Below are 14,416 nucleotides of genomic sequence, written 5' to 3'. Positions count from 1 at the left end.
TCCCGTCCGTCGTCGCCCCGCCGGTCGTGTCCGAGGTGTCCGTGGCGCCGGTCGTCGTGCCGGTGTCGGACGGCGAGTCCGAGGGGGAGTCGGACGGCGAGTCGGACGGGGTCTGCGACGACGGGGTCTCGGACGTCGGCGAGGAGGAGTCCGTCGTGGGGGCCGACGTCGTCGGGGTGGGCGTCGTCGCCGTCGGCGAGAGCGTCGGCGGGCAGGGCGACGGCGTCACGCCGCCGCTCGGCGTCGGCGTCTGCCCCTCGGACACCGTCACGCAGGGCGCCGGCGAGGTCGTGGGGGCCGACGGGGACGCGGACGACGTCGTCGGGGTGGGCGAGAGGGTCGTCGGGGTGGGCCGGGGCGGTGGCGGGGTGGGCTTGTCGTGCCGTCCGGTGTCGCCGTGCTTCCGCGCGAACCAGGAGTCCTGGTCGGGGTCGTACACCACGAACACGTTCACCACCGTCACCGACGGGGCCACGACCACGACCCGGGAGGAGCTGTACCCCGGCCACGGGGTGCCCGTCGTCCGCGGCTGCTGCTGGGCCACCGGCCCGGTCAGCGGATTGCCGCAGGCGCACCGCACCCGGGGCACGCCCCGCCCGTCGACGAGGACCGCGGTCCCGGCCTGGAGGGTCGCCTGGTACGTGGTGGCCGCGCCGTCCTTGAAGCCGTGGTTGGTCACCCGGGTGTCCGCCCGGAGCTGGAGCGGGGTCAGGGAGCGGAGGTAGCCCGGCACCTGCTTCGCCTCGAGGCCCAGGACCGAGGCGAAGGCGGTGTTCTTGGCGGGCTCGGCGGTGAGGTAGCGCACCTGCTGCTCCACGTTGCAGCTCGCCACCTCCTGGGTGCCGCCGTACAGGCCGGGGGTGGAGCCCGAGACCTGCGGGGTGGCGCTCTCCGCCGTGCCGGTGCGCGGCGGCAGTGAGGCCGCTCCGGAGGCGTCGTCGGTGCGGGCGGTGGAGGCGGTGAAGGGGTCGGGGCCGGAGGCGGAGGCGTTCTGGAGGAAGACCTCCCCGCCGCCGGAGCCCGCGGTGTCGCCCTTGTCGTCCGAGCGGCCCACCAGGACCACGGTGAGGGCGGCGGCCGCGACGACGACGGCGGTGAGCGAGGCGACCTTCGGCACCGACCGCCACCACGGCGTCCCGCCGTCCTTCCCGCTGCCGGGCCCCCTGCTGGAGCCCCCGCCGCCGTCACCCCCTCCTCCACCCCCGCCCCCGCCCCCGCCCCCGGAGCCGTCGTGCGGCGGGGCGGGCGGGGACGGGGGAGAGGAGGACACCCCGGGGCGGGTGGCCGCGCCCGACAGCGGGCCCGAGGGCGGTCCCGTGGGCGGACCGGAGGGAGGGACCGACGGAGGGCCGGACGGCGGCGGCGGTTGGGAAGTCACGTTTCTCCCTTTCTTCCGTTCGGCGCCATTGTCGGCGCCGGACGGAGGGCCCGCACCCGCAGCGTTCCGCGCCCGTCGTCCCGGCGAGCCCCCGTCACCGCAGCGAGCGGAGGAAGGACCGGGTCCGTTCGTGCTCCGGGGCGTCGAGGAGCTCGTCCGGGGTGCCCGCCTCCAGCACCCGGCCCCGGTCGAACATCAGGAGCCGGTCGGAGACGTCCCGGGCGAAGCCCATCTCGTGGGTGACGCAGAGCAGGGTGATGTCCGTGCCGTCCGCCACGTCCCGCAGCACGTCCAGGACCTCCGCCACCAGCTCGGGGTCGAGGGCGGAGGTCACCTCGTCCAGGAGGAGGAGGTCCGGGCGCATCGCCAGCGCCCGCGCGATGGCGACGCGCTGCTGCTGGCCGCCGGAGAGCCGGGTCGGATGGGCGTCGGCCTTCCCGGCGAGGCCGACGAGGGCCAGCAGCTCCCGGGCGCGCGCGGCGGCCTCGTCCGCGTCGAGCCCCAGGACGTGCCGGGGCGCCTCCACGACGTTCGCCAGGACGCTCATGTGGGGGAAGAGGTTGAACTGCTGGAACACCATGCCGATGCGCCGCCGGCGCGGGCCCAGGTGGCGCTCGTCCGCCGGGACGAGCTTCCCGCCGGGGCCCGCGGGCATGTGGGAGAAGGGCTCCCCGTCCAGGTGGACGACGCCGTCCGTGACCCGCTCCAGGGTCATGAGCAGCCGCAGGATGGTCGTCTTCCCCGAGCCGCTGGGGCCGATCAGCGTCACGCGCTCGCCGGGCGCGACCGTCAGGTCGAGACCGTCGAGGACGGTGTGGTCGCCGAACCGCTTCGTCACCCCCTCGAACCGGACCTTCTCCGGCGCGCGTGCGCGTGGGGCCTCGGGAACGGTGTCAGTGGGCAAGGCGGGCCTCCAGCCGGCGGACGAGCAGGGACGTCGGCCAGCTCGCCAGCAGGAAGACGGCGGCGGCCAGGGTGAAGCTCTCCAGATAGGCGAAGCGGGTGCTGCCGAAGGCGCTCGCCTCGTGGACCATCTCGTTCACGGTGATGACGGAGAGGAAGGGCGTCTCCTTGAACATGGAGACCGCGTAGTTGCCGAGGGCGGGCAGCACCTTCCGCACGGCCTGCGGCAGGACCACGGCCCGCCACGTCCTGCGGCGCGGCAGCGACAGCGCCGTGCACGCCTCCCACTGCCCCTTCGGCACGGCGTCGATGCCGGCCCGGTACACCTCGGAGAGGTACGTGGCGTAGTGCAGCCCCAGGACGAGGACGCCGAGCGTGAGCGGGTCCAGGCCGGGGACCAGCACCCAGGCGGCGAACAGCTGCACCATCACCGGCGTCGAGCGGACGAAGGCGGCCAGGCCGCCCACGGGCAGGGCGATCCACCGGCGGCCGGAGCGCAGCAGCAGGGCGACGGCGAGCCCGGCGACCACCGCCACGGCGAAGCCGAGCACCGTCGCCAGCAGGGTGACGCCGAATCCGGACAGCACCACGGGCAGCGCGTCGCGCGCCGCGTCCATGTCCCACATCAGGCACTCCCTCCCGTCACGCCCAGCCGGGCCTTCGCCCGCCGTTCCAGCGCGTTCATCGCTGCCCCCAGGAGCACGGCCACCCCGAAGTACACGAGGAGCAGCAGCAGATAGGCGGCGGCGGTGCCGCCCGTCGCCGAACGCAGCTGGTCGATCCGGAAGGTCAGGTCGGCGACCGTGACCAGGGACAGCAGCGGGGTCGACTTGAGCAGCTGGACCAGCAGGTTCTTGAAGGGCGGCAGCATCAGGACGTACGCCTGCGGCAGCACGATCCGCCGCAGGCGCAGCCCAGGACCCATGCCCAGCGCGACCGCGGCCTCGGTCTGGGCGGCGGGCACCGCCGCGACCGCGCCCCGCACCACCTCCGCCCCGTACGCCCCGTAGTTGAGGCCGAGGGCGAGCACCCCGCAGGCCATCGGCTCCAGCCGGAAGCCGAGCATCGGCAGGGCGAAGAACAGCCAGAACAGCTGCACGTACAGCGAGGTGCCGCGCAGGAACTCGACGGTGACGCGGACGGCGCCCCGGACGGTACGGGAGCGGGACCGGGCGGCCAGGCCCAGGGCGAAGGCGACGAGCAGTGCCAGGGCCGCGCCGAGGGCGGTGGCCTCCAGGGTGACCAGGAGGCCCTCGCCGATCGCCGGCAGGGCCCGGCCGAGCGCGGGCAGGAAGGCGGTGGTGCCGGAGTCCGTCATCCCGCGCACAGCTCCGCGGTGCGCAGGGTGCGCGGCGGCACCTCGCGTTCGGTGAAGCCGTACTTCCCGATCAGCCGTACGTAGCGGGCGGGGTCGCCGGTGATGGCGGCGAGCCGCTCGTCGAAGGCCCTCCGCAGGGAGACGGCGCCCTGCCGGAACACGGCGCCGCCGGGACTGTACCGCTTCACCCCGTCGACGACCGGCACGAACGGTTCGAGGACCTCCACGGCGGCCCCCCGGTTGGTGCGGGCGAGCCAGCGCAGCGAGATGCCGGTGAGGGCGAAGGCGTCGATCCGGCCCGCGAGCAGTGCGTCCAGACCGTCCTGCTGCTTCGCCACCGTCACCACGGACCCGTCGGGGACGCCCGCCGCCTTCGCGTACGCGGCCTCCACGGCGGCCGTCAGGACGCCGACGCGGACCTTCCCCGCCGCACACGACGCCAGGTCGTCCAGCCCCTTCGGGTTGCCCCGGCGGACCATGAGCGCGGTGGGCGAGACGAACTCCGGCTCGGAGAAGGCCACTTTGGCGCAGCGCTCGGGCGTGATGGCCATGCCGGCGCTGACCACGTCGAACCGTCCGGCGAGCAGACCGGGCACCAGGGACCCGAACTCGGTCAGCGTGGGCCGGAGTTCGGGGACGCCCAGGGCGGTGAAGATCTCCCGGTGGAGGGTGGGGGCCTCCCCGGCGAGCGTGCCGCCGTCCTGGAAGCCGTACGGCGCCTCCCCGGCGAAGCCCACCCGGACGTGCCCCTGCTTCCGCAGCCTCTCCAGCAGGTCCGCGTCACCGGCCGGCGCCCCGGTGCCCGCCTCCGTACGGCTGCACGCGGCGAGGAACCCCGGCACGGCGAGGGCCCCGCCGAGGAACGCGCCCCGGGTCAGGAGGCGTCTGCGGGAGGGGTGCGTGGTCATGTCCGTCCTTTCGGCAGGGAATGCGGCGGAGAGGGGGGCGAGGGTTCAGCCGAGGGGGGTGGTGTCCCGGGCCGTGATGAAGGAGGGGCGGCGGACGGGCGCGGCGAAGGGCCGTTCCGGCGCGTTCTCCACGCTGTTGAAGACGAGGAAGACGTTGCTGCGGGGGAAGGGCGTGATGTTGTCGCCGGAACCGTGCAGGGCGTTGCAGTCGAACCAGACGGCGGACCCCGCCGCGCCGGTGAAGTGCTCGATGCCGCACGCCTCGGCGAAGGTCGCCAGCGCCTTCCGCGAGGGGGTGCCGGCGTCCTGCATCCGCAGCGACCGCTTGTAGTTGTCCTCCGGGGTCTCGCCCGCGCAGCCGAGGAAGGTGCGGTGCGAGCCCGGCATGATCATGAGGCTGCCGTTGGTGGTGAAGTTCGGGGTCAGCGCGATCGACACCGACACGGCCCGCATGAGGGGCAGCCCGTCCTCGGCGTGCCAGGTCTCGAAGTCGGAGTGCCAGTAGAAGCCGCTGGCGCCGAAGCCGGGCTTGACGTTGATCCGGGACTGGTGGACGTAGACGTCGGAGCCGAGGATCTGCCGGGCCCGGTCCACGAGCCGGGGGTCGGCGGCGAGCCGGGCGAACACCTCGCTGATCCGGTGCACCTCGAAGACGGACCGGATCTCCCGGGACCGGGGCTCGACGATCGCCCGCTCGTCCTCCCGGACGCGCGGATCGGTGACCAGCCGGTCCAGCTCGGCGCGGAGTTCGGTGACCTCGTCGGGGGTGACGAGGGCGTCGACGGCGAAGAAGCCGTTGCGCTCGTACTCCTCCAGCTCGCGCGGCCAGAAGGGGCCGGGGGTGCCGGGCTCGGACCAGACGACGGGCTCCTTCCGGTAGACGAGCGCCTCCTCGGCGCCGCGGGTGGGGTAGGGGTCGACGGGGCGGGCGGGGGCGGTGGTCATCGTGGGGGGCCTTTCTCGTGTCGTACGGCGGGGATGCGGGGTCCACGGGGCGGTCAGGCGTCGCCGGGTTCGGTGAGCAGCGGGTAGACGCCGTTCGCGTCGTGGTCCTCCCGGCCGGTCACCGGCGGGTTGAAGACGCACAGGCAGCGGAAGTCCTCCTTGACCCGGAGGGTGTGCCGCTCGTGGCCGTCGAGGAGGTACAGGGTCCCGGGGACGATCCTGTACGTCGCCCCGGTCTCGTGGTCGGTGAGCTCGGCCTCGCCGGCGGTGCAGACGACGGCCTCCACGTGGTTCGCGTACCACATGGAGGTCTCGGTCCCGGCGTACAGGACGGTCTCGTGGAGGGAGAAGCCGACGCGCTCGCGGGCGAGGACGATCCGCCGGCTCTCCCAGGTGCCGGAGGCGGACCTGACGTGCCGTTCGGTGTTCTCCAGCTCGGCGAAGGTGCGGACGATCACGGGGCGTTCCTTTCGGTGCGGGGGAGCGGGTTCAGGCGGTGTGGCGGACGGCGCGGGCGAGGATGCCGAGGCCCTCGTCCAGTTCGTCGTCGGTGACGGTCAGCGGCGGCAGCAGCTTCACCACCTCGTCGCGCGGGCCGGACGTCTCCACCAGCAGCCCCAGGTCGAAGGCGCGCCGGCACACCGCCCGGGCGCGCTCCCCGTCCGCGAACTCCAGCCCCCACACCAGCCCCCGCCCCCGCGCGGAGCAGTCGGGGCCGAGCTCGCCCAGCGCGGCGCCGACCGCCGCGGACCGCCGCAGGGTGCGGTCCCGCAGCGTCGTGTCCCGCCAGTAGGCGTCGAGGGCGGCGGTGGCGGTGACGAAGGCCGGGTTGTTGCCGCGGAAGGTGCCGTTGTGCTCACCGGGCTCCCACACGTCGAGCTCGTCGCGGAACAGGCAGAGCGACATGGGCAGTCCGTAGCCGCTGATGGACTTCGACAGGGTCACGACGTCGGGGGTGATGCCGGCCTCCTCGAAGGAGAAGAAGTCGCCGGTGCGGCCGCAGCCCATCTGGATGTCGTCGACGATGAGCAGCATGTCCCGGCGGCGGCACAGGTCGGCGAGGCCGCGCAGCCACTCCGCGCGGGCGACGTTGACCCCGCCCTCGCCCTGGACGGTCTCGACGATTACGGCGGCCGGATGGTCGAGGCCGGACCCCGAGTCCTCCAGGAGCCGCTCGAACCAGAGGAAGTCCGGGGTCCTGCCGCCGAGGTAGTGGTCGAACGGCATCTGCGTGGTGTGCGACAGCGGCACGCCGGCCCCGGCGCGCTTCCCGGCGTTGCCGGTGAGGGCGAGCGAGCCCAGGGACATGCCGTGGAAGGCGTTGGTGAAGGAGACCACCGTCTTCCGGCCGGTGACCTTGCGGGCGAGCTTGAGTGCCGCCTCGACGGCGTTGGTGCCGGTCGGGCCGGGGAACATCACCTTGTAGGGGAGGCCGCGCGGTTCCAGGACGGCCGAGCGGAAGGTCTCCAGGAAGCTCCGTTTGGCCGTCGTCGACATGTCGAGGCCGTGGGTGATGCCGTCGCTCCCGAGGTAGTCGAGGAGCGGGCGCTTGAGGACGGGGTTGTTGTGGCCGTAGTTGAGCGAACCCGCCCCCGCGAAGAAGTCGAGGAAGGGACGGCCGTGCTCGTCGTACAGACGGCTGCCCGTGGCGCGTTCGAAGACGGTGGGCCAGGCGCGGCAGTAGCTGCGCACCTCCGACTCGACGGTCTCGAAGACGGTCGGGACGGTTCCTGCGATGAGCGTCATGCGGGACTCCAGTGCATGGGGTGGTGGAATGGGCGGGCGGATCGCCTCAGAAGGCCAGCGGCGCGATGCGGTGCAGCACCTCGGCCTCGTGGCCGGGCGCCGGGAAGGCACCGGACGGGAAGAGCACCGTCCGGCTGACGCGGGCGCCGTGCCGCCGCGCGTAGGCGCCGAACAGCCGCTCGGACGCCTGGTTGTCCGGGGTGATGGTCGTCTCGACGGCGTCGAGCGGGTGCGCGGCGGCGACGCGCTCGGAGAGGTGGTCGAGGAGCGCCCCTGCGACGCCCCGCCCCCGGTACGCCGCGTCGACGGCGACCTGCCACACCAGGAGCGTTCCCGGCGCGTCCGGGCGCAGGTAGCCGGTCACGAAGCCCATCGGCCGGCCGTCCGCGTCCCGGGCGACGGCCGAGGTCCCGGCGAAGTCCCGGCACCACAGGAGGTAGCTGTAGGAGGAGTTGACGTCCAGCGTCCCGGACTCCCTTGCGAGCCGCCAGAGTTGGGCGCCGTCGCCGGTCCGGGGCCGCCCGACGGTCCAGTCCCGGACGGAGACCGGCGCTTCCTCCCGGAGGTGTTCCGGTGCTGTGTGAGCTGTTGTCATGGGCGCCGAAGTTACCCAGAGCAGCCGTGAACTTCCTCGCCCCGAGGGGTTCCGCGGGAGAGATGGTCCGTGTTATGGCCCGGCGGCGACCTGGTGAAGTCCGGACGATCATCGTCCGGAATCCGGGGGGTGTAATGCGCTTAAACCGGAACAAATCTTTCTTTTATAACGACGGCATAACACCTTCCGGCCGTCTCGCGGCGCTTCCGGAGCGTTATCGCATCGTCGGTCGGAAGCCCGTTTGGCGGCGCGGGATCGGGTTAGGGATGCCTCCTATGCGGCCGTGTTCACCGAACGTCACCGACCCGCGCGGCGGGCCGGCCGGCGCTCCCCTCCGACGGCCCGCCGACCGGTACGGACGAAGGGGGCAGGGGGAGGGACCGGACGAACGGAGGAGCCGGTCGGCACGGGCGGAGGGAGCGGGGAGAGGGGCCGGACGCACCGCACCCGCAGGCGGAGCCGCCCGGGCCGGACTAGCGTGGTCAGGGTGAGCAGTCGGCTCCCCACCACTCCGCCCCCCGCCACCGGCCCGGGCACCCCCGGCGCCGCCGGCGACCCGGTCCGGGCGGGACTCCGCATCGCCCTCCAGGCCCTCGCCGCCGTCGCCGCGGGCTACGCCGTCATGGCCGTCACCGCCGGACTCGGCCTCTGGGCCGCCGGCGCGGCCGACCTGCCCGGCGGCTTCGGCGCCGTCCTCGCGGCGGTCGTCGTCATGGCCGCCGGAGGACAGGTCGAGATCACCGGATCGGCCGGCTCCCTCGCCGGCGCCCAGGGCGAACTGACCGCGATGCCCCTCACCGTCACCCTCCTCGGCGCGCTCGCCGCCGGCGCCGTCTTCCTCCGCCCGCTCCGCCACCACGCCGTGGTCCGGGTCGGCGACCTCGCGGCCCGCGCCGCCGCCGTCACCGTCCTCTGGCTGGCCGCCCTCGCCGGACTGGCCGCCCTCGCCCGCCACGACTTCCGGCTCTCCCTCGGCGACACCGGCACCTCCGAGGAACCCCTCGCCGACCTCTTCGGCGAACTCCTCGACGCCGCGAACCCCACCGTCGGCTTCCGCACCCTCCTCGGCCCCACCCTCGGCCACGGCCTCCTGTGGATCCTCGGCGTGCTCCTCGTCGCCCTCCTCGTCTCCCGCGCCAGCCCCCTCCCCGCGCGCCTGCTGCGCCACCAGCAGGCGATCCGGCCCGCCGCCTCGGCGATGCTCCTGCTCCTCCTCGCGTACGTGGCAGTCGGCCTGGTCGTCGCCGCCACCAGGGGACACGCCGCCGAGACCCTCGCCGTCCTCCTCCTGGGCCTCCCCAACGTCAGCTGGCTCGCCCTCGGCGTCGGCATCGGCGGCTCCTGGGAGGGCCGCGTCGAGGGCCCCTTCGGCCTGCCCATGCCCCAGGTCCTCGACGCCGTCCTCCGCGACGGCGACGGCACCGGCCTGTCCACGGTGGACCTCTCCTCGCTCGCCGCCCAGGACGCCCGCGCCTGGTGGCTGCTGCCCGTCGCCGCCGTCCTCGTCCTCGCCGCCGCCCTCCTCGCCGCCGTACGGTCCCCGGCCGGCGTGCCGGCCTGGCGGCACGCCCTGCACCTCGGCGTCGGCTTCGGCCTCACCATGCTCGCCATCACCCCCCTCACCCTCGTCGAGGCGCGCTTCGGCCTGTCGGTCCTCGGCATCGGCGACCTGGGCGGTCTCGGCGGCGAGGTCGTGCTCCGGCCCGACGTGTGGCGCACCGCGGGCCTCGCCCTCCTCTGGGGCCTCGCCACCGGCTTCCTCGCCGGCCTCCTCGCCCCCCGCCTCCGCCACCCGGGCCGCCTCCCCACCGACGCCCCCGGCCCCCGCAAGGGAGCGCCGGAGAGCCAGGGGCCCACGGCAGGGGCCCACGGACCTGGGGCGCCAGGGATCTAGGGCGCCGGGGATCTAGGGACGGACGTCCAGGCGCCGGAACACCGGACGGGCCCACCCCGGAGGTTCCCGCGGCGGCCCCGGCGACCGGTGCCCCGGTCCGGTCGCCGGCGCGGGGCCGCCCGGGGCCCGGGCCAGGGCCGCCCGCAGCTCCGCGACGAACTCCAGGCACGTCCCGTACCGCTCCTCCGGCGTCTTCGCCAGCGCCCGCGCGAACACCGCGTCCACCGCCTCCGGCAGCCCCGGCCGGTGCTCGGCCAGCGGGGGCGGCGGGTCGTACTGCTGCGCCCACAGCACCGCCCAGTCCGTCTCGCGGCGGAACGGCGGCACCCCGGCCAGCGTCTCGAAGACCACGCACGCCAGCCCGTACACGTCGCAGCGCCCGTCCACCGGCTTCCCCGAGATCTGCTCCGGCGCCACGTAGTCCAGCGTGCCCACGAACTCGCCCACCGTGGTGAACCCCGTCAGCGACAGCGACTTCTTCGTCAACCCGAAGTCCGTGAGGTACACGTGCTCCGGATGGTCCCGGTCGGTGCCCTCCGCCACCAGGACGTTCCCCGGCTTCACGTCCCGGTGCACCAGGTCGTGCGCGTGCGCCGCGTCCAGCGCCGACGCCACCTGCGCCGCGATCCGCACCGCCGTCGGGGGCGGCAGCGGCCCCTCCCGGGCCAGCAGCGCCACCAGGTCCTGCCCCGCCACGTACCGCATCGCGATGTACAGGACGCCCTCCGTCTCGCCCGCCTCGAAGACCGGCACGATGTGCGGGTGGTCGATCGACGCCGCCACCCGGGACTCGTGCGCGAACCGCTTCCGGAAGGTGTCGTTGCGGGCCAGCTCCGGCGCCAGCAGCTTCAGCGCCACCGTCCGGTCCAGCCGCAGGTCCCGCGCCCGGTAGACGACGGCCATCCCGCCGCGCCCGATCTCCGCCTCCACCCGGTACCCGGCGATCTCCTTCCCCACGAGCCCCGACGGCCGCCCCGCCGGAAGCCCCGTGTCCCGCGCCCCGTCCCGCCCCGCCATCACTCCCCGCCCTCCGCCGCCCCGGGCGGCCGCTCCACGACCCGCGTCGGCGGCGGTGGCGGCCCGGCGTCAGCCGCCCCCGGACCGACCCGCGGCACCACCTGCGTCGGCTCGTACGCCACCGGAGCCCCGGGAGCCGTCGGCACCGGCCGCACCCCCGGAGCGGGCTCGGTCCCGGTCCCGGCCTCGGGTCCGGGAGCCGGCTCGGCCTCGGGGTCGGGCTCCGCAGCCGGCTCGGGCCCGGCGGCGGGGCCGGGGGGCCGGGGCGGGGCGGTCGCGCGGGAGGGCTTCGAGGAGGCCGCGTACGTCGCCAGGCCGAGGCCGTCGCAGTACGCCCAGCGTTCGTGCTCCGCGTCGTACAGCCACACGGACTCCCCGTCGACGACCATCCCGACCCGCAGCCCCCGGGTGCGCCGCCGGAAGGTCTCCCCGTCCGCCCGGCCCGCCGCCAGCTCCTCCACGGCCCGCCGGTAGCGGCCCAGGGCGTCCTCCGCGCGCGCGATGAGCGGCCGTGGGTCGGCCGTCCGCGCGAGCCCCGACCCCGCCGCCGGCGGATCCTCCGGGACCGTCACGAGCAGCCGCGCGTCCACCCACGCGGACCAGCCGTTCGAGCACAGCACCCGCCCCCAGTCACCGGCCCGCTCCGTCAGCCGCACCGGCAGGAAGGCGTCCAGCGGGGCCGTCGGGAATCCCGGGTCGGGGGCCTCCCAGGAGGGCAGGCCGCCGCGCGGCACCACATGCGTGGGGCGGAAATCGGATCCATGAGCCGAGATATCGAATCCACCCTCCGGAATATCGGATCCATTACTCGGGATATTGGATCCGTTACCTGGGATATTGGATCCAGCATCTTGGATCCGGAATCCATCGTCCGGGATGTTGGATCCAAAATCCCGCCTGCTGGATCCAAAATCCGACACGGGGTCGGGGACGCTCACGGCCCCACCTCCTGATCGCGGGTCAGCGACGCATGACGACGGGTTCGTGGCGGCGCAGCAGCCGGGACACGGCCAGCCCGAGCACCAGGCAGAGCACGACCATCATGCCCATGTCGAAGAGCCAGGCCGTCGCCGTGTGGTCCATCAGGGGGTCGGTGGTCTTGTCGCCCGGTGCCACCGCCCCGATGTCGATCGTCGCGCCCATCGCGGCGAACGCCCACCGCGAGGGCACCAGCCAGGCCAGCTGTTCCAGGACGGGGGTGCCGCGCACGTCCAGCAGCGCGCCGCAGAACACCACCTGGACGATCGCGAGGAGGACCAGCAGCGGCATCGTCACCTCCTCCTTGCGGACCAGTGCCGACACCAGCAGGCCGAGCATCATCGCGGTGAAGGCGAGCAGGGCGACGGCGAGGGTGATCTCGACCAGCGGGGGCATCAGCACGCCCTTGCCGCCGGGCGCGTTCAGCGGCACGCCGATCAGGGCGACGAGCGTCAGCACCACCGCCTGCACGACGGTCACCGTGCCGAGGACGACGACCTTGGAGGCGAGGTAGGCGGAGCGGGAGAGGCCGACGGCTCTCTCGCGGCGGTAGATCGAGCGTTCCTTCACCAGTTCGCGGACCGCGTTCGCGGCGCCGGTGAGGACGCCGCCGACGCAGAGGATCAGGAACACGTTCAGGGTGGACTCGGGGTTGAGCTCGCCCTCGGAGAGGGCCCGGGCCATCGCGCCCATCACGAACGGCAGGGCGACCATGATGGCCAGGAAGGTGCGGTCGGCGGAGAGCGCGGCGGCGTACCGCCGGACCAGGGTCCGCAGCTGCCCGCCCCAGCTCTGCGCCTTCGGAGGCGGCGGGGGAGGCGCGGCGGGGACCCCGGACGCCCCGGACGCTCCGGTCGCCCCGGCCTGCGGCGCGTAGGGCCGGACCGTGGCGTCCTCGATGTACCGCCGGTGGAAGCGGGATTGCCGGTACCGTCCCGCCCAGTCCCGGTCCCGGTCGGTCTCGAAGGCTTCGAACGCCTCGGGCCACTGCGCGTAGCCGAAGAAGCCCAGGGCGTCTTCGGGCGGCCCGTAGTAGGCGACCCGGCCGCCCGGGGCGAGCACGAGGAGCCGGTCGCAGACGTCCAGGCTGAGCACGCTGTGGGTGACCACGACGACCGTGCGGCCGTCGTCCGCGAGCCCGCGCAGCATGTGCATCACCGAGCGGTCCATGCCCGGGTCGAGGCCGGAGGTCGGCTCGTCGAGGAAGAGCAGGGAGGGTTTCGTCAGCAGTTCCAGGGCGACGCTGACCCGTTTGCGCTGCCCGCCGGAGAGGCTGTGGATCGGCTGGTCGGCCCGTTCCGCGAGGCCCAGTTCGCCGATCACCTCCGCCACGCGCGCGTGGCGCTCGGCGGGCGCGGTGTCGCCGGGGAAGCGCAGTTCGGCGGCGTACGCGAGGGCGCGGCGGACGGTCAGCTGGAGGTGCAGGATGTCGTCCTGCGGGACGAGTCCGATGCGCTGGCGCAGTTCGGCGTAGTCCCGGTACAGGTCGCGGCCGTCGTAGAGGACCGTGCCCCGGTCGGCGGGCCGCTGTCCGGTGAGCGCCCCGAGCAGGGTGGACTTGCCGGCCCCGGACGGGCCGACGACGGCGAGCAGCGTCTTCTCGCCGACCGGGAACGACACCCCGTCGAGGAGGGTCTTGCGGCCGTGGTCGACGGTGACGGCGAGTTCCTGCACGTCGAGGGAGACCTCGCCGGTGTCGGTGAACTCGACGAGCTGCCCGCCGGCCAGGCAGAACGCGCTGCGGCCGATGCCGACGATGTCGTCCGCCGTGACCCGGACGGGTTCGACCACGAGACCGCCGTTGAGGAAGGTGCCGTTGTGGCTGCCGAGGTCGTGGATCCAGTACGTCCCGTCCGGCCGGGCGATCAGCTCCGCGTGGTGGCGCGAGACCACCAGGTCGGCGACGACGACGTCGTTGTCCGGCGCCCGTCCGATCCGCACGGTGTGCTCGGGCAGTGGCCGGATCGCCGTGGGCCGCCGGAAGGTCCCGGTCGCCCCCGGCCGCGACACCCCCGCGAGCCGGGGCCCGTCCCCGGCCGCCCCGCCCCGGGCGTCTTCCCCGGGTACGGGCTCCGCGGGCGGGGGCGCCGTGGAGGAGCCCGGTGGGGGCGGCGGATCCGGTGCGGCCGCGGCGGCCTCGGGGGGAGACGGGGGCGGCGGAGGCGCGGCCTCGGGCGGAGGCGCCTCCGGCGGGGCCGCTTCCCACGGGGGCCCGGCCTCCGGCGGGCCCGTGCCCTCCGGCGCGGCCTCTTCCGGGACCGCTTCCCCGGGCACAGCGTCCCCCGGTACGGCCTCCCCGGGTGCCGCATCCCTCGGCGCCGCCCCTCGCGGGGCCGTCTCCGGGGGCGCGGTGAGGACCGCGCGGGGGCCGTCCTCGGGGTGGCCGAAGCGGACGACCGTGCCCGGGCCGACGACCCGGGGGAGCCGGACCCGCACGCCGTCCGCGTAGGTGCCGTTGGTGCTGTCCTCGTCGGCGAGGGTCCACCGGCCGCCGGCGGCGCGGAGCACCGCGTGGTGCCAGGACGCCCGGGCGTCGGCGAGCACGATGTCGCTGGTGGGGTCACGCCCGACGTGGTAGACACGGCCCGGGTCCATGCGCGTCGTGACCCCGTCGACGAGCAGGACCAGGCCGGGTGCGGCGGGCGCGACCGGCCGCTCTCCCATGCGTGAATCCTATCCGCAGGGGCCCCGGGCCGCCCGGCGCAGGACCCGGCGGGCGGTCGCCGCGCGCCGG

General features: G+C 74.7%; 12 protein-coding genes and 1 pseudogene. 1 reads left to right on the top strand and 12 read right to left on the bottom strand.

Annotated features, from left to right (window positions below; genetic code table 11):
* Positions 1 to 70 precede the first annotated feature (70 nt).
* From IE326_RS23420 to ectA, 9 genes and pseudogenes are all read right to left on the bottom strand, one after another.
* Positions 71 to 1,378: pseudogene (locus tag IE326_RS23420) on the bottom strand (DUF6777 domain-containing protein); the annotation flags it as partial.
* A gap of 94 nt (positions 1,379 to 1,472) precedes the next feature.
* Positions 1,473 to 2,282, bottom strand: coding sequence for an ectoine/hydroxyectoine ABC transporter ATP-binding protein EhuA (ehuA, locus tag IE326_RS23415; RefSeq protein ID WP_190042891.1), 810 nt, complete (start codon positions 2,280 to 2,282; stop codon positions 1,473 to 1,475).
* Complete coding sequence (gene ehuD / locus IE326_RS23410) at positions 2,272 to 2,907, bottom strand: ectoine/hydroxyectoine ABC transporter permease subunit EhuD (RefSeq protein ID WP_190042890.1); 636 nt, start codon at positions 2,905 to 2,907, stop codon at positions 2,272 to 2,274. The genes ehuA and ehuD overlap by 11 nt, the downstream gene beginning before the upstream one ends.
* Positions 2,907 to 3,599, bottom strand: coding sequence for an ectoine/hydroxyectoine ABC transporter permease subunit EhuC (ehuC, locus tag IE326_RS23405; protein ID WP_190042889.1), 693 nt, complete (start codon positions 3,597 to 3,599; stop codon positions 2,907 to 2,909). Before ehuC ends, ehuD begins: the two co-directional genes overlap by 1 nt.
* Complete coding sequence (ehuB, locus tag IE326_RS23400; protein WP_190042888.1) at positions 3,596 to 4,507, bottom strand: ectoine/hydroxyectoine ABC transporter substrate-binding protein EhuB; 912 nt, start codon at positions 4,505 to 4,507, stop codon at positions 3,596 to 3,598. Before ehuB ends, ehuC begins: the two co-directional genes overlap by 4 nt.
* A gap of 45 nt (positions 4,508 to 4,552) precedes the next feature.
* On the bottom strand, positions 4,553 to 5,452 hold the full coding sequence (gene thpD / locus IE326_RS23395; RefSeq protein WP_190042887.1) for an ectoine hydroxylase: 900 nt from the start codon (positions 5,450 to 5,452) through the stop codon (positions 4,553 to 4,555).
* 53 nt (positions 5,453 to 5,505) lie between these two features.
* Positions 5,506 to 5,910: an ectoine synthase gene (locus IE326_RS23390; protein ID WP_190042886.1), complete on the bottom strand. Its 405-nt coding sequence runs from the start codon at positions 5,908 to 5,910 to the stop codon at positions 5,506 to 5,508.
* Positions 5,911 to 5,941: 31 nt separating this feature from the next.
* The gene (gene ectB / locus IE326_RS23385) at positions 5,942 to 7,198 is read right to left on the bottom strand and encodes a diaminobutyrate--2-oxoglutarate transaminase (protein ID WP_150226688.1); all 1,257 of its coding nucleotides are present in this window, start codon (positions 7,196 to 7,198) and stop codon (positions 5,942 to 5,944) included.
* A 46-nt stretch (positions 7,199 to 7,244) separates the two neighbouring features.
* On the bottom strand, positions 7,245 to 7,793 hold the full coding sequence (ectA, locus tag IE326_RS23380) for a diaminobutyrate acetyltransferase (RefSeq protein WP_190042885.1): 549 nt from the start codon (positions 7,791 to 7,793) through the stop codon (positions 7,245 to 7,247).
* A 478-nt stretch (positions 7,794 to 8,271) separates the two neighbouring features.
* Here ectA and IE326_RS23375 point away from each other — a divergent pair, with 478 nt between their 5' ends.
* A complete protein-coding gene (locus IE326_RS23375) occupies positions 8,272 to 9,687 on the top strand; it encodes a streptophobe family protein (protein WP_229915584.1) in 1,416 nt (471 codons plus the stop codon).
* A 12-nt stretch (positions 9,688 to 9,699) separates the two neighbouring features.
* Here IE326_RS23375 and IE326_RS23370 read toward each other — a convergent pair whose 3' ends face one another.
* The 3 genes from IE326_RS23370 to IE326_RS23360 form a co-directional block, all read right to left on the bottom strand.
* Positions 9,700 to 10,704 (bottom strand): serine/threonine-protein kinase, encoded by a 1,005-nt coding sequence (locus IE326_RS23370; RefSeq protein ID WP_150226685.1) that lies wholly within the window; start codon positions 10,702 to 10,704, stop codon positions 9,700 to 9,702.
* On the bottom strand, positions 10,704 to 11,438 hold the full coding sequence (locus tag IE326_RS23365) for an SH3 domain-containing protein (RefSeq protein WP_373310251.1): 735 nt from the start codon (positions 11,436 to 11,438) through the stop codon (positions 10,704 to 10,706). Before IE326_RS23365 ends, IE326_RS23370 begins: the two co-directional genes overlap by 1 nt.
* A 226-nt stretch (positions 11,439 to 11,664) precedes the next feature.
* Entirely contained in the window at positions 11,665 to 14,346 is a 2,682-nt protein-coding gene (locus tag IE326_RS23360; protein ID WP_190042883.1) for an FHA domain-containing protein, read from the bottom strand.
* Positions 14,347 to 14,416 lie beyond the last annotated feature (70 nt).

The sequence above is a fragment of the Streptomyces filamentosus genome, from assembly GCF_014654895.1.
GTDB lineage: Bacteria > Actinomycetota > Actinomycetes > Streptomycetales > Streptomycetaceae > Streptomyces > Streptomyces filamentosus.
Note: the sequence above shows the minus strand (reverse complement) of the source record. Positions and strands in the feature narration are given on the sequence as shown.

Bases quoted from the DNA above. Each gene is read 5' to 3' on its own strand.
- ehuD (WP_190042890.1), bottom strand. From the start codon at position 2,907: ATGTGGGACATGGACGCGGCGCGCGACGCGCTGCCCGTGGTGCTGTCC.
- ehuC (WP_190042889.1), bottom strand. From the start codon at position 3,599: ATGACGGACTCCGGCACCACCGCCTTCCTGCCCGCGCTCGGCCGGGCC.
- ehuB (WP_190042888.1), bottom strand. From the start codon at position 4,507: ATGACCACGCACCCCTCCCGCAGACGCCTCCTGACCCGGGGCGCGTTC.
- thpD (WP_190042887.1), bottom strand. From the start codon at position 5,452: ATGACCACCGCCCCCGCCCGCCCCGTCGACCCCTACCCCACCCGCGGC.
- ectB (WP_150226688.1), bottom strand. From the start codon at position 7,198: ATGACGCTCATCGCAGGAACCGTCCCGACCGTCTTCGAGACCGTCGAG.
- ectA (WP_190042885.1), bottom strand. From the start codon at position 7,793: ATGACAACAGCTCACACAGCACCGGAACACCTCCGGGAGGAAGCGCCG.
- IE326_RS23370 (WP_150226685.1), bottom strand. From the start codon at position 10,704: ATGGCGGGGCGGGACGGGGCGCGGGACACGGGGCTTCCGGCGGGGCGG.
- IE326_RS23360 (WP_190042883.1), bottom strand. From the start codon at position 14,346: ATGGGAGAGCGGCCGGTCGCGCCCGCCGCACCCGGCCTGGTCCTGCTC.